General features: G+C 46.8%; 12 protein-coding genes. All 12 read left to right on the top strand.

Annotated features, from left to right (window positions below; genetic code table 11):
- The first annotated feature begins 248 nt into the window (after nt 1-248).
- The 12 genes from OB236_RS03025 (at nt 249) to OB236_RS02970 (ending at nt 15,098) form a co-directional block, all read left to right on the top strand.
- Nucleotides 249-572 (top strand): hypothetical protein, encoded by a 324-nt coding sequence (locus OB236_RS03025; RefSeq protein WP_317259310.1) that lies wholly within the window; start codon nt 249-251, stop codon nt 570-572.
- A 149-nt stretch (nt 573-721) separates the two neighbouring features.
- Nucleotides 722-2,263, top strand: a complete 1,542-nt coding sequence (locus OB236_RS03020) for a response regulator (RefSeq protein WP_262682660.1) — start codon at nt 722-724, stop codon at nt 2,261-2,263.
- 66 nt (nt 2,264-2,329) lie between these two features.
- Nucleotides 2,330-4,105: a sensor histidine kinase gene (locus OB236_RS03015; RefSeq protein WP_262682659.1), complete on the top strand. Its 1,776-nt coding sequence runs from the start codon at nt 2,330-2,332 to the stop codon at nt 4,103-4,105.
- Nucleotides 4,106-4,196: 91 nt separating this feature from the next.
- A complete protein-coding gene (locus OB236_RS03010; RefSeq protein ID WP_262682658.1) occupies nt 4,197-5,528 on the top strand; it encodes an ABC transporter substrate-binding protein in 1,332 nt (443 codons plus the stop codon).
- A gap of 101 nt (nt 5,529-5,629) precedes the next feature.
- Nucleotides 5,630-6,529, top strand: coding sequence for a carbohydrate ABC transporter permease (locus OB236_RS03005; RefSeq protein WP_262682657.1), 900 nt, complete (start codon nt 5,630-5,632; stop codon nt 6,527-6,529).
- Entirely contained in the window at nt 6,526-7,341 is an 816-nt protein-coding gene (locus tag OB236_RS03000; RefSeq protein ID WP_262682655.1) for a carbohydrate ABC transporter permease, read from the top strand. The genes OB236_RS03005 and OB236_RS03000 overlap by 4 nt, the downstream gene beginning before the upstream one ends.
- A gap of 53 nt (nt 7,342-7,394) precedes the next feature.
- A complete protein-coding gene (locus OB236_RS02995) occupies nt 7,395-9,908 on the top strand; it encodes a beta-mannosidase (protein ID WP_262682654.1) in 2,514 nt (837 codons plus the stop codon).
- The gene (locus tag OB236_RS02990; protein WP_262682653.1) at nt 9,905-10,786 is read left to right on the top strand and encodes an SMP-30/gluconolactonase/LRE family protein; all 882 of its coding nucleotides are present in this window, start codon (nt 9,905-9,907) and stop codon (nt 10,784-10,786) included. Before OB236_RS02995 ends, OB236_RS02990 begins: the two co-directional genes overlap by 4 nt.
- Nucleotides 10,786-11,964 carry an enolase C-terminal domain-like protein gene (locus OB236_RS02985; RefSeq protein WP_262682652.1) on the top strand — a complete coding sequence of 393 codons (1,179 nt, stop codon included), beginning with the start codon at nt 10,786-10,788 and terminating at the stop codon, nt 11,962-11,964. Before OB236_RS02990 ends, OB236_RS02985 begins: the two co-directional genes overlap by 1 nt.
- 45 nt (nt 11,965-12,009) lie before the next feature.
- A complete protein-coding gene (locus OB236_RS02980) occupies nt 12,010-13,038 on the top strand; it encodes an aldo/keto reductase (RefSeq protein WP_262682650.1) in 1,029 nt (342 codons plus the stop codon).
- A gap of 19 nt (nt 13,039-13,057) precedes the next feature.
- On the top strand, nt 13,058-14,065 hold the full coding sequence (locus OB236_RS02975; RefSeq protein ID WP_262682649.1) for an aldo/keto reductase: 1,008 nt from the start codon (nt 13,058-13,060) through the stop codon (nt 14,063-14,065).
- A gap of 46 nt (nt 14,066-14,111) precedes the next feature.
- The gene (locus OB236_RS02970; RefSeq protein WP_262682648.1) at nt 14,112-15,098 is read left to right on the top strand and encodes a DUF4432 family protein; all 987 of its coding nucleotides are present in this window, start codon (nt 14,112-14,114) and stop codon (nt 15,096-15,098) included.
- Nucleotides 15,099-15,123: the final 25 nt, after the last annotated feature.

Raw genomic sequence — 15,123 nt, 5'->3', positions numbered from 1 at the left:
ATTGGCGCCAATAGTGTTGTGTGACAGGTTATTGTATCCATTATTAAAAATAGGTAGCTGCTTAGAGTTGGATACTCCATTCTTTCTGAATAATTCACTATCCCTGGATGCCGATGAACCGTTCCAATAAAATCGAAAGACTATTGTGGAGCATTGCGTTTCCCGGCTTTGGACAAATACTAAATAAAAAATATATAAAAGGTTTCACTTTGATTGTTCTGGAGTTTGTTATAAACTCGAATGCACATTTGAATCAAATCATAATTCTCAGCTTTAATGGCGAAATCAAGAACTCGATTGAAAGTACCGATTATCATTGGCTAATGTTTTATCCTTGCGTCTATATGTTTGGAATGTGGGACGCTTATAAAGATAGCGGTGAAACAGCAGATTACGCTTATCTGCCTTATGTTAGCGGCGCATTTCTCGGTACAGTAGGGTTGATGTATTCAGCTCACCTGACCATTTTCGGCATTTTATTAGGTCCTGTATGGATGCCGATGTTATTTGCTTTTCTGGGCATCGGGATCGGGATTGCTTTATTTAAGATATTGTATCAAAAGAAACTCTGACAATATTCAGGATAAATCAATATGAATACGATTGAAATCACACTTACTAACATTAATAAACATAATTTAATTCGGATATGGTAATATTGATTATATTTTCACTTTAATTCACAATGAGTGTAAGCGGATTCAAGTAGGGGGGATGGAAATTGCTGAAGGTCATGATTGTCGAGGATGAGGATATTGTGAGAGAGGACATCAAACATTTAATCGATTGGGAGCAGCATGGTTTTGAGATCATCGCCGAAGCAAGGAATGGCGGAGAGGGCTTGCGAATTTGTATGGAACAAAATCCGGATGTGATTATTACGGATATCAAGATGCCTGTCATGGGTGGATTGGAAATGATTGATACCATTCTACAAATTCGCAAAAGCAAAAAAATCATTCTGCTAACGTCCTATGGTGACTTTGATTTTGCGCGGCAGGCTATTCAATTGGGTATCCATTCCTATGTGCTGAAGCATGAACTGGATGGTTCGTTATTAATTCAGGAGCTGAACAAATTAAAGCAGCAGATGCAGGAGGAAGAAAGTGTTGGTTATTTGGCCCGCAGAGAGCAGCTTCGTATGTACCTCAAGCGTATGGAGTCGATGATCGATGATGCTGGCATGATCGTCACCGACGATTTGTTCCGTTGGAAGGGCAGAACAGGAATTCTAATTATGGGCTTTGATTTTCTTCATCCAGATCAGGAATATACAGAGAACAGACCTGCCGCAGTAGATAGGAAAACATTTATCGATTTTATGTACGCGCGTTCATCGGATGAAGTCGAATCGGAAGTCGTTGATATGTACGATAATGAATATATTATTTTTTATCGAATTCCGGAACGCAGTAGTGAACTCAGCATTTTTGAATACAGCAGCCATTTGGCTAATCATCTGCAATCCCTTATAAACAAAGCGTTTTCCAGGAAGATTTCCGTAGCCATCGGACCTGTTTTTGAAAACCAGCGAGATATCCGAGAGAGCCTTAAAAAAACAAGGGAGTTGTATGCCTTAAGAATATTTAGAAAGGGCAGCTCCCTATTAGTGCAGACTCACAAGCAGCTCGACAAGCAGTCACTGTTATCTTCGATAGATCACAAGCTTAAGGAAATTCAGGAGCATTTGAAGCATGAGCAGTATGGATTGGCTAATGAAGGTATTGATGAGCTGTTTACCCGGCTGCTTGTAGCCTTGGAGGATATAGCTGCACTTAAAAGCGGAATCCTGGAGCTGATCCGTTTGATCAATCTGAAAGCAATTCCCAAGCACGGAACGCCAATGATCGAGCCCTTTGATGCTCTGTCTGAAATACAGCAGCTGGGCAGTGTGTACCAGATTGCAGAATGGTTCCAACATAGGGTCATGAAGCTGGAAGAAGAATCGAATTCCAAATACAGCAAAAAAATCAGGGAGCTGCTGCAATATATTCATGCCAATTACGCTAAGGATATTACGTTAAATGAAATTGCGGACCGGATGGGGTTCAGTTTGATTTATACGAGCCAATTGTTTAAGAAGGAGGTGGGCGTTTCCTTCATCACGTATCTGACCCAATACCGGATTGAAAAGGCAAGGGAGCTCCTGGCTTCCGGCCATTATAAAGTTTACGAGGTGAGCTCGATGGTCGGATATCAAACGGTACAATATTTTTCCAAAACATTTAAGAAAGTAACCGGACTCAGCCCCGGTGATTTGTAAAAGGATTCACGGACGATTCCCAATTCGAATTTGGATTGTATTTTCATCATGAAGGAGGGTCGATGAATGCCTCATTTTCTAAAATCAATGAATATTAAGGTAAAAATTACTGCCGTCGCATTTATTTCTATTTTACTTTCAGTCGGCCTGAGCAGCTTTTCGATTTATTTGTACGTCAATCCGATTTTGAGCAGGCAGATCGTTAGAGATAACCAAACGATCGTTGAAAAAATAGCCCAGCAGGTTTCTTATCTTTCCGAGGATATTGTGAATTATGCCAAAGGGATTGTCGTTAACGATCAGCTGCAGCTGCTGTTAAAAAAAATGTCTACCACGCAGGACTACGACTATTTTGTGAGCAATCTGCAATTGGAAACGGTATTAAAGGAGTACAGCTTGCTCAGGGACCATATCATTGTCGATATGTTTATCGTGGATCGCGATAACAAGGTATTGGAAATGAAAGATGTATACTCGAGCTCCATAACGGAGGATTGGTACGATGACTTTAGATCCAACAATCAGTATAACGGAACGTCGAAGCCGCATATTGTTACGAATAATTTGAACCGACCTACGGAGATAAAGGTTGTCACCTATGTGATGAATATTTATGACAAGCAAAATCCTTATGTATATTTGGGCAAGCTTCTCATTCACATGAATTATGAGGTATTGGTAAAACCGATGCTGACCGACCCTTCGCTCGGGATTCACATATGGACCTTGAACAAGGATAAGGAAACGGTGTATGCTCCGAACGCTGCTGCTTTATCGGCTCCGCAGGAAGTGTTTGGCGATTCCGATTATCCGAAAGAGACCGTGTTGAAAAACGGGAATTATTACATTCATGAATCGATACCCTCCTCGCAGTGGGAATTAATCGGGGTGATTTCGGAAAATAAAATCAACGCCAACATGACATATACCAATTATGTGTTGGTATCCATTATGCTGATCTGTTTGTTGATCATGTCATTGTCGATCTATCCGGTGGTTGCCAATGTGACCAAGCCGCTCATGAAGCTGATCAGAGGCATGCGCCAGGTTTCCAAGGGCGAGCTGCATACCCACATATCGGTGACAAGTGGCGATGAAATCGAAGAGGTTGCCAAGGTATTTAATAAAATGGTCAAGGATATTAAAAATCTGGTGGAAGAATCGGTTCTGATGGAGAAACAGAAGCGAGAGCTTGAGCTGAAAATGTTCATGTACCAAATCAATCCGCATTTTATTTACAACACTTTAAATTCCGTGATTTATTTGGCGAGAAAGGCGAATGCCCCGGATGTGGCGGCTCTTACGAAGGCATTTATTTCATTCCTGCAGCGAACGATCAAGAATAAACCCGAGATGCTCGCCTCCATTCAAGAAGAGATGATCTACATGGAGGATTATATAATGATTCTGCAATACAGGTATATCGATAGAATGGAACTGTTATGGGATGTTGAAGAAGCTTGCAGGGAGAAAAAAATACCCAAAATGATTTTATATCCGTTAGTGGAAAACAGCATCTTTCACGGTATTCTCCCTTCTCAACGCAAAGGCTGGATTCGAATCCGTGTAATGGCTGAGAGCGGCAACCTTGTGGTAAGTGTGGAGGATAACGGAGTTGGGATGAGCCTTGAGAAGCTGGAACGTCTTCGTTCGTTGATGGGCTCGCCTTTTTTGCAGGAGGATCTGGACCACATTGGCATGCTGAACGTGAATAACCGACTTCAATTATTGTATAGTGAAACGGCGATTTTACAAATCGAAAGTGTAGAGAACGAGGGTACGCAAATCCGTTTTTCCATACCTGACTGGCTTCCATATGCCGCAGATCATAAAAATGTGTAACATATAATAATTTTGACATGTATTCAGCTCTGGGTGCTGCTGTTATATTAATCGATGTAAGCAAGATCATATTGAATCAGGAGGATGATGTATGCGCAAGAGATGGATGAAAGCGTTACCCGTGGTTCTTCTCACAGCAATGCTCGGATTGGCAGGATGCAGTGGCGGGGGTCAACAAAATGCTGCTGGTACAGACAAAAAGCCGGAAGCGGCAGGCAGTACAGCGAAGACGGACATTAATATTTGGTTGTGGGACAAGACGGATTCCCGGGCCAAGATGTATGAGGAGTTCACCAAGCTGTATCCCCAGTATAACATTGTCATGACAGCGGTTGAGAGTAAGGATATGGCTCAAAAGCTGCAAACGGCGCTGGCCTCCGGGGCGGATCTACCTGATGTGGCATGGCTGGAACAGACCTATCGTGGCAAGCTGCTATCCCTGAATATCTGGGAGGATCTGTCTAAAGCCCCTTACAATCTTGACAAATCCCAGGTGCTCGACTATTTGGTTCCTCTGGAAACTACCGAGAGCGGAGTTTACGTCGGTCCTGAAGCCCCTTCTGTCGCGGGTATGGCCTATAAACGCGCTTTAGCCAAACAGTACTTTGGTACAGAGGATCGTGCGGAATTGGAAAAAATCTTTACCGATTGGGATACCTTTATTCAGAAGGGCATCGAGGTCAAGGAGAAGTCCAATGGCAAGGTGTTTATGTTTGCAAGCCTTGGCGATGCTTATGCATTCCTCAAAGGGCAAACGAACACACCGTTTATTCAAGGGACTACACTGAACTTGAAGCAGGGTGTTGGGCCTTTGCTTGACAAGCTGGTGCAAATGAAAAAAGCAGGCATTATCGATGTATTGGATACGAACTCCCCTGCTGCTAATGCGTCCTATACCGATGATTTACACATTTTTTACCCATGTGCCAACTGGTCGGTTGAGTTCACAATCAAAGCTAACGATAAAAATGGCGTAGGCCGTTGGGGCTTCATGATTCCACCGGGAGGGCCTTTCCCGCTTGGCGGAACACTGCAAGGAGTTCCACAAAAAGCCAAGAACAAAGTAGGGGGAGCCGAGTTTGTGAAATGGCTGTTCCTGACCGAAAAAGGCTCTGAGGTAGCACGCGATTATAAGGGCAATTTCTCGCCATTCAAACCGATTTACCAGAAAGCCGACTTCTACTCGAAGAAGGAAGAGCATTTTGCCGGGCAGGACGTTCAGAAGGCTATTGCCCAGGATGTATTCCCCAAAATTAAATCGGTACGCCTGCCAAGCAAATATGATCAGGATATTGATGATTCCGTTAACGTAGCGATGAAAACGATCAATGCGTCCAAGGATGGCAACGTGGCTGTGGATCAGCTGATCAAGAAGATGGAAGATGACTTGAAGAGCAAGCAGCCAGATCTCAAGGTTCAATAAGCAAGATCAAGCTTGTTAAATAGCAAGAAGGCCAAAAGGGGGTTTGGGTTCAGGCGCAAGCTCCCTTTTGATTCATAATGATAAGGTAGAAGGTGAGATGCTTGCTAAGGGTTGGGAAAAAGGCAACACCTTATTTGATGGTAGCCCCGTATTTTGTTATGTATATCGCATTCGGTTTATTTCCGATCCTGTTCTCACTGGTGATCAGCTTTACCAAATGGGATGGAATCACCGATATGGTATTTGTTGGTTTAGCTAACTATATCCGAATATTTACGAATGACAGCCTGTTCTATGAATCCCTGTACAACACGATTCTGATCATTGTGATCACCATACCGGTAGAAATCATATTAGGGCTTCTGCTGGCGGTATTTCTGAAGGATTTCTTTCGAAAATCAAGAAATGCGCTTCAGCTGATTAACTTTTTACCGTATATTACAACGCCGGTTGCAATCGGAATCATCTTTCAAATTTTGTTTGACTGGAAGAATGGTTCGGTGAATGCAGTACTTGGCATGATGGGCATTGACACTGTTTATTGGTTGGGTGTTCCATGGGCAGCCCGGCTTGTTGTGATCATTATGATGAGCTGGACTGCTTACGGGTATAAAATGGTGCTGTTTTTGTCAGGGTTATCCACAATTCCCGAAGAGCTGTATGAATCAGCCAAAATCGATGGCGCCCGGTGGTGGGACAGCTTTGTTCATATAACGATTCCTATGTTAAGACCGATCATGCTGTTCGTCGTGATTACCAGCATAATTAACGGCTTTCGCTTGTTTGATGAACCGCAGCTGCTGTTTCAATCCGCATCACAGCCGATTGGTGGTCCTGACCATGCTGTCTTGACCGTAGTCATGAGATATTATGACGTGGCCTTTCACAATTTTGAATTCGGCTATGGCTCTGCTATTGCTTACAGTCTGTTTATTGTAATTTCGATTTTCTCCATCTTCTCCATGAAAATTATGAACCGCAAGGAGGAATCGCAGCTTTGAGACATATAGGAAAATTACCGGTATATATCCTGGTTACGATTGTATCCCTGTTTGCGTTAGTTCCGTTTTATACGATGATTATTATGGGTACCTATGTCAGTGAGGATTTGTATACAGGACTCAAGCTGCTTCCGGGCACTTATTTGCTGGAAAATCTGAAATCGGTACTGGCGCAAAACTTTTTCCGATTTTATTTGAACAGTCTGATGGTTGCTGTGATTAATACGACGGCAGCGGTACTGGTCAGTGCGCTGACAGGCTTTGCCTTCGCCAAATACCAGTTTAAAGGTAAAAAGCTGCTCTATTTCTTTATTATTGGCACGTTGATGATCCCTCCACAGCTAGGTTTGGTTGGATTTGTTGTGGAAATGCGTTATCTGGGACTCGTTAACACATTGGTTCCGTTGATTATAGGTGGTATAGCCAATGCATTCGGTGTGTTCTGGATGACGCAGTATATCAGCAGTGCGGTCCCTGGTGAAATTATAGAAAGCGGCAGGCTGGACGGATGCAGCGAATTCGGTATATTTGCGAGAATCGTGCTGCCTGTTATTCGCCCGGCTCTGATCACCTTGTCCCTGCTGTTTTTCCTATGGTCCTGGAACAACTATTTGACACCTCTGGTATTGATTAATAAGGAAAGCTTGTATACGATACCGCTTGCAGTCTCCTTGTTGAGCAGTGAATACCGTACGGATTATGCCGCCAGAATATTGGCGCTTGCCCTGTCAACGATTCCGATCCTGATTTTGTTCGGCTTCGGCTCGAAGCATCTGATTCGTGGACTTGTGGGAGGAAGCATCAAAGGCTAAAGGTCGAATGACATGCATGCCCTACATCATTAAGATACAAAGGGAGAGTTAACATGAAGCTCATTATTCAGTTAAACGATTCGTGGGAAATCAAAAAATTCGCTCCATTTGATCAGGTTCATGCGGATACGTTAAATACGGATGCGGAAGGGTCTGAAGGGGAAAATGGATGGATACCGACAAGCGTTCCCGCTCAGGTTCATGAAATTTTACTCAGGGAAGGGCTAATCGAGGACCCGTCTCTGCTTGGCAAAGGAAAGGAATGCTTGTGGGTCGCCGAGCACGACTGGATCTATAAACGAACCTTTAGCGCTCCTGAGCTGCAGGATCAGAAGGCATACCTTCATTTCAAGGGACTGGATACGCTGGTCGATATCTACCTCAATGGCAAGCATGTGGCCTACCACAATAATATGTATGTGCCAGCCAGACTGGAAGTATCAGGGCTGTTGCAGGAAGAAAATATACTCGTGGTACATATCCATTCGCCCTATGCCTACATGCAGCAGGCCGATTATCCGAAGGATTGGACTGGCAAAATACGACCGAGTCGTTTAATCAGAAAAAGTGATCAGGATTTTAATGATTATTTAGGTGCCAAGCCTTACCTGACCCGGATGGGCATTTACGACACGGTTTCTCTAGAGGTTGTAGATGAGCTGGAGATTGTGGACAACGATCTTTCATTCCGACTGCTGGAAGGGTATGAGCAAGGGTTAGTTACAGCGAAAGTGAGTGGAGCCGGGTTCGCAGCAGGCAGCACTTTACAATTGACTATCAAAAGCCCGGATCAGCAGGTCGTTGCTCAGCATAGCACCCCAATCTCCAGTGAAGACGCAGAAAGTTGGACTTATACCTGCGAACTGGCAGTTCCTGATCCGCTGCTGTGGTGGCCACGGGGCTACGGCGAGCAGCCGTTATATGAGGTTTCCGTGTCTGTGCTTGTTAACGGCGAAGCCAAAGACCAGAACGTGAAACGCATCGGCTTTCGCGATGTTAAGATGGTGCAGCCGCTTGATTTTGTCATTAATCAAAAGCAGATTAAATTATGGGGGGCTCAATCGGCGCAGCTTCAGGGAATTACCCACTGCTGGAATAACGAAAAATCCAACCAGTTGCTGGACCTGCTGGAGAACGCGAATATGAACTCGCAGCGGGTATGGGGCGGTGCCGATCGATACGATGATGCATTTTATGATGAGGCTGACCAACGGGGCATTCTGATCTGGCAGGAGTTTTTCCATGATTATGGGATGTATCCCGATACGCTGCCCTATCGTGAATTGTGCAGGAAGGAAGCAGAATATCAGGTGAAGCGGCTTAAGCATCACCCTTCGCTGCTGTTTTGGTGTGGTGGCAATGAATGTTTCATGGGAGCTGAGTTTGAGCTGCCCGGAGAGCCCTACATAGGCGGCGAAATCTTTCTGGAGGATTACAAGAACGTATGTGAGACGCTGGACCCTGACCGATACTACCACATCAACTCGCCATACGGAGGTGCTTATTGCAATGATCCGTTGGCAGGGGATACCCACAGCTATACGAATACGTGGTATGTTCCGGGAGCTGATTATCCGATCATGATTGCCGAGGAAATCAGAACGTCCCCGCCATCGTTGAAAAGCTTTGTGAGATATATGGGCGAGGAGCGGGCATGGCCAGCGGATTATTCAGGTCAAATAACCAAAAGCTCGAAATACCCTTGGCCTGATACCTGGACCGAGCGGACGTCAGCCTTCGGCTGGAGGAAGATACCGCCAATTGAGCTGTTTTATGACGCAGACGATCTTCCATCGGCCGTATACAAATTTGGTGCTGCCCATGGGCATTATTTGCGGAAGGTGCTGGAAAATAACCGCAGAGGCAAGCCGTCTGAAAGCCCGGATGGCGAACGAATATGCAAAGGGCATTTCGTGTGCAGATGGAACGATTCATGGCCTGTTATTTATGGGAGCATGATCGATTATTATATGGAGCCGTATATGCCTTATTATGCGGTCAAGCGAGCTTACCAGCCTGTGCTGCTGTCGTTTGATGTGCAAAACTTTATTTATTTGTGGGCTGTGAATGACAGTGCCAACGATGTTGAAGGCACCTTATATGTGAAGCTGTTCGATCCTTTATCCAATGCTTTTGTACAAGAGTTCGAGAAAAGCGTGCAGGTTCGTTCAGGTGAGTCGAACCTTATTACGAATCTCAACGAGTTCAAGCAATTTTCCAGAACCTATATCTTATATGCCTATTTGGTGGATGCTCAGGGTGAGCTAATCGCGAGAACGCATGATTTCGTAGATATCGAAAGGCATATGCGATTCCCCGAGGCCAGAATCTCGATGGAAATCAACGGTGGTCAACTCACGCTGTCAACGGATCAGTTTGCACGATGCATTGAGCTCTCCGGCAATGATGAGGGTGATGAGTTCGGCTGGCTGTTTGAGGATAACTACTTTGATCTGCTGCCGGGAGAGGTCAAGCAGGTCAACATATTGGGCAGGCACACGAAGGGAACGATTACAGCAAAAGCTTATTACTCTCCATTTACAACTGAAGGAGGCTTTACCCGGTGAATATCATCCGTTATTCAGAAAAGCTGGATCATATTATTTCTCCCGAGCAGACTGCGCAGAAATTGGCCTCCGGCTTCTCCTTTTCGGAAGGTCCTGTCTGGTGCCCTCGCACAAACCAATTGTATTTTACGGATTTCCCGAATCATCGTATTTATACCTGGAACGAGACGAACGGCTTGCAGCTTTATAGTGATCAAAGCGACAGAGCGGTTGGTCTTACCTTGGACGCGAAGGGGCGGCTGTTATCGTGCGAAACGCTAACCCGCAGAATTTCCCGAACGGAGCTGGATGGCTCCATTACAGCGCTCGTCACCCATTATCAAGGAAGCAGAATCAATAACACCAACGATGTCATTGTCAAAAAGGATGGAGCGATTTATTTCTCCGACCCTTACAGTACAGCATTGGGAGATACGAAGGATTTGGACGTTAACGGGGTATTCCGGTATGATCCGCAATCAGGAGCTTTGGATTTGCTTGTAGAAGATTTCCCCAGACCTAACGGACTTGCCTTTTCTCCGGATGAATCACTTTTATACATTGACGATACGACTGAACAGCATGTCAGAGTGTTCGAGGTAAACCCGGATGGAAGCATCAGCAATGGACGGGTCTTTGCGGAGCTGGACACGGAGGCAGGCCCTGGTGCCGCAGATGGGATGAAAGTAGACGAGCATGGCAATGTGTATGTGACCGGACCGGGCGGTGTGTGGATATTTGCCCCTTCAGGGGAGCGGTTGGGCAGACTGGAATTCCCGGAGGTTGCTGCCAACCTATGCTTCGGTTCACCGCCGGAATCGGCGCTCGGTAACACACTGTTCATAACAGCGAGCTCTTCCTTGTACAGCCTCAAGCTTCAGGTTCGCGGAGCGGTATAATGAAAATTATTGATGTACAGGTTTTTAAATTGAGCGGAATGATGAACAAGGCGTGGGAGCACCGTGCACGCTCGGCTGCTCCCTTGGACATCTATCCCGAATATGCGCTCCGTGACCCATCACCGTCCATTGATAGCACGACAGAGGCCTTACCGTTGGTTCGTTACTATGTGAGCATTGTTACCGACGAGGGCCTTGACGGGTTATACGGGCCGATGGTGTATGAAGAGCAGGCGGATATAATAATCAAGAAGCTGAGGCCGCTACTGCTAGATCAGAACCCGCTGGATATCGAACGTTTATGGGATCAAATGAGATTCGACCGGCACGGCCGCAGCGGTTATTATATGATGGCTGCCAGTGCAATCGATTGTGCGCTATGGGATTTACGCGGTAAATTTTATCATACACCCGTTTATCGGCTGCTTGGCGGACCCACGCGTTCGCAAATTCCCGTATATGCCAGCACACTGGGCTATCCGATTGATGCAGGCAAGGCAGGCGAGCAAGCAAAAGCCTTCGTGGACGCCGGTTTTAAGGCGCAAAAATGGTTTTTTCGCTATGGCCCCTCTGCTGGCGGGGAAGGGAGGGCAAGCAATCTTCGTATGGCGCAGGAGGTACGGGAAGCCATTGGCAGCGAGTCTGATTTCATGCTCGATTGCTGGATGGGCTGGGACGTTCCTTACGCGATCGATATGATGGATCGGCTGCGCGAATTACGGCCATTATGGCTGGAGGAACCACTGCTTCCCAATCAGATTGACGGCTACAGGCTGTTAAAAGAACGGGGATCACTGCTGCTGGCAGCCGGTGAGCATTTGTATACCCGTAAAGATTTTAAACCGTTTTTTGACGAGGGGCTGTTAGCTTATGCCCAGCCTGATCCCGATTGGACCGGAGGCATTACAGAGCTGCGTAAAATCGCGATCCTTGCTGAAGCTTTTGATGTGAAATTCATCCCTCATGGCTGCACAGTGCTGCCTAATCTGCATGTGATCGCATCGCTTGCCCCTTCGGTGTGTCCTTATCTTGAATATTTGGTACTCTACCAGCAGCAGCAAAACCATTTTCACCTCAACAAGCTGATCCCGGTGAACGGATTTCTTGCTCTTCCTGAGCAAGCGGGGCTGGGCATTGAGCTGGATGAAAGTACGATTGAAGCTAAAGTACAGTTGTAGCACATATCATAAAATGAAATGTATTCTATTCGTGGAGGGATTGCGGTGAAATACGGTTACTTGGGTAAGTCGGGATTAAGGGTAAGCCGGTTATGTCTGGGTACGGCAGCCTTTGGCGGCAAGGTAGGGAAAGAAGGAGAGTATGGGAGTATCAGTGAACAGGAAGCGTTTCGAATTATGGATGCAGCTTTGGATGCGGGGATTAATTTCTTTGATACGGCCAACGTCTATGGCGGAGTAAGACTTCGTGGGGAAACCATCGGTCATCGCGGAATTACCGAAGAGATTATCGGACGCTGGTTTGCCCAGGGAGGCAACCGTCGGGAACGGGTAGTACTCGGGACGAAGGTGGGCCGGGTGTTCGAGGAGGATGAGCTTGACGGCCCGAACAAGGCGCAGGGCTTGTCGTTGTACAAAATTCGCCGACATTTTGAAGCATCACTAAAAAGGCTGCAAACCGATCACATCGAGCTGTATCAAATGCATCACGTGGATCGGAATGTGCAATGGGAGGAGCTGTGGGAGGCGTTCGAAGGCCTTGTACGGTCAGGAAAGGTCGATTATATCGGCTCCTCCAATTTTGCCGGAAGAGATTTGGCACGTGCTCAATCGGTCGCCAAGGAGCGGCATTTTATGGGCCTTATTTCCGAACAGCACGGGTACAACCTGCTGAACCGATTTCCGGAAACGGATACGCTGCCGACCGCTAAGGAGCTTGGTATCGGCATTACGATATGGAGTCCGCTAGCAAGGGGGCTGCTGGCCACGGATGTGAGCAAGCCGATCACCCGGACACTGACAGATGATGCGCTGATGCTGCTGGAAACCCATCGTTCGCAAATGGAGCAGTTCTCTGACCTGTGCAGAGAGCTGGGTGAGAAGGAAGCCAACGTTTCCCTGGCGTGGCTGCTGGCCAATCCGGCTGTAGCCGCCCCGGTAATCGGTCCAAGTACGGTGGAGGAGCTCGAGGATTTACTGCGCTCTGTCGAAATCGAACTGGATGCGTCAACGATGAAACGGCTGGACGAAATTTTTCCGGCCACGAGTGAGCTGTCCATGTTTAAACAAACTTAAAGGCGGGGAGGTATGAGCAATGAAATACGGTTACTTGGGAAAGTCGGGGTTAAGGGTAAGCCGGCTGTGCCTCGGTACAGCAGCCTTTGGTTCCTTGCCAACAAAAGAAGGGGAATATGGGAGCATTCCAGAGCAGGAAGCGTTTAAAATTATGGATGCAGCTCTGGATGCAGGCATTAATTTTTTTGATACTGCCAACGTATATGGCGGAATCGGCCACCGCGGCAGAGCCGAGGAAATCATTGGCCGCTGGTTCGCGCAGGGCGGCAATCGCCGTGAACGGGTTGTGCTTGGCACGAAGGTTGGTCGTGTATTCGAGCAGGATGAGCTTGACGGCCCGAATAAGGAACAGGGCTTGTCCTTGTACAAAATTCGCCGTCATATCGAAGCATCGCTGAAAAGATTGCAAACCGATCATATTGAGCTGTACCAAATGCATCATGTTGACAGGCATGTGCAGTGGGAAGAATTGTGGGAGGCTTTCGAAGGCCTTGTCCGGTCAGGCAAGGTGGACTATATTGGCTCTTCCAATTTTGCCGGAAGAGACTTGACGCGTGCCCAATCCGCCGCGCAGGAGCGGCATTATATGGGCCTTGTTTCCGAGCAGCACGGGTACAACCTGCTGAACCGATTTCCAGAAACAGATACACTGCCAACTGCGAGGGAGCTTGGCATTGGCATTACGATATGGAGCCCACTGGCCAGAGGGCTGCTGGCTGTGGATGTCAGTAAGCCATCAATCCGACCGCTCACTGTCGATGCCCAGATGCTGCTGGAAAATCATCGTTCGCAGATGGAGCAATTCTCAGCACTGTGCAGGGAGCTCGGAGAGCAGGAAGCCAATATTTCCTTGGCGTGGTTGTTGGCCAACCCGGCTGTAACCGCTCCTGTGATCGGTCCAAGCAGCGTACAGGAGCTTGAGGAAACGCTGCGTTCTGTCGAAATCGAACTGGACGTCACGACGATGAAACGGCTCGACGAGATTTTTCCGGCGTCTCGGGAGCTGTCGATGTTTAAACAAACGTGACCCATTGCACCCAAAATGTGGTATGTTATTGAGGAGGGGCTTGAACATGTCCATTAGCTCCCGGTGCACAATTCGTGAATCGGTTATATCTACAATAAAGACAGTCACCTTGGAAAACGAACTGCTGCGGGTCCGTATTCTAGTCAGTAAGGGGGCTGATATATTTGAGTTCATATACAAGCCATTAGATATGGACATTCTTCTGAAAACGAACAACGGGCTTGATCGGTTTGAGCATAGAAATCTGGCTGAGCACAGATTGAACAATTATTCGGAGCTGTTCACGGGCGGTTGGCAGGATTGCCTTCCCCATCGAGCCAGATATTTGGATTTGGATATTACGCAGGACACCGGCGGCATCGCAGCAACAGTTCCTTGGGCGTATGAAGTTGAACAAAATACGGCTGAATGTGCAAGCATCCGCTGCTTCGTCCAATTGCCGGATGTTCCGCTGTTCATCGAAAAAACATTTAAGATTAAGCAGGGGGATTCGCGTCTGTATGTGGAGCAGCGAATTCGTAATAAGGGAACGGCAGCCGTACAATTTACATGGACGCAGCATGCGGCGTTTGGTGGTCAGTTCCTAAATGAACGCGTGTACATCGAATATCCAGATTGTATCGCTTTTCATGCAAGGCAATATGAAAGTGCATTTGCAAAAGACTTGAGCCGTTTTGAGGAACCGATTAACCGGATCACGTTACCCGACGGTACCATCAGAAATCTTCAGGAAGTGCTGCCGAGGTTAGCCAATGAGCAAATATTTACGGTGCTGACGCATATCCAGGAGCCTTGGGTGAAGCTGATCAACCGGGATAAGAAAGTAGGCGTTCAACTCCGTTGGGAGCTGGATGCTTTTCCATTTATCCGCTACTGGAGCAACAATGTCGAGGATATGTATACGATCGGCATTGAGCCGAGCAATGATGCATTTGCCAATTTTGATCATTCCCTGGAGCACGGTACTTATCGCGAACTGCAGCCTGATCAGTCATATGCCACCGAATATACTTGTGAAATCTTTGAAACTTAAGCTGTATAACCACAACAGGATTGAA

The organism is Paenibacillus baimaensis (assembly GCF_025567575.1).
Note: the sequence above shows the minus strand (reverse complement) of the source record. Positions and strands in the feature narration are given on the sequence as shown.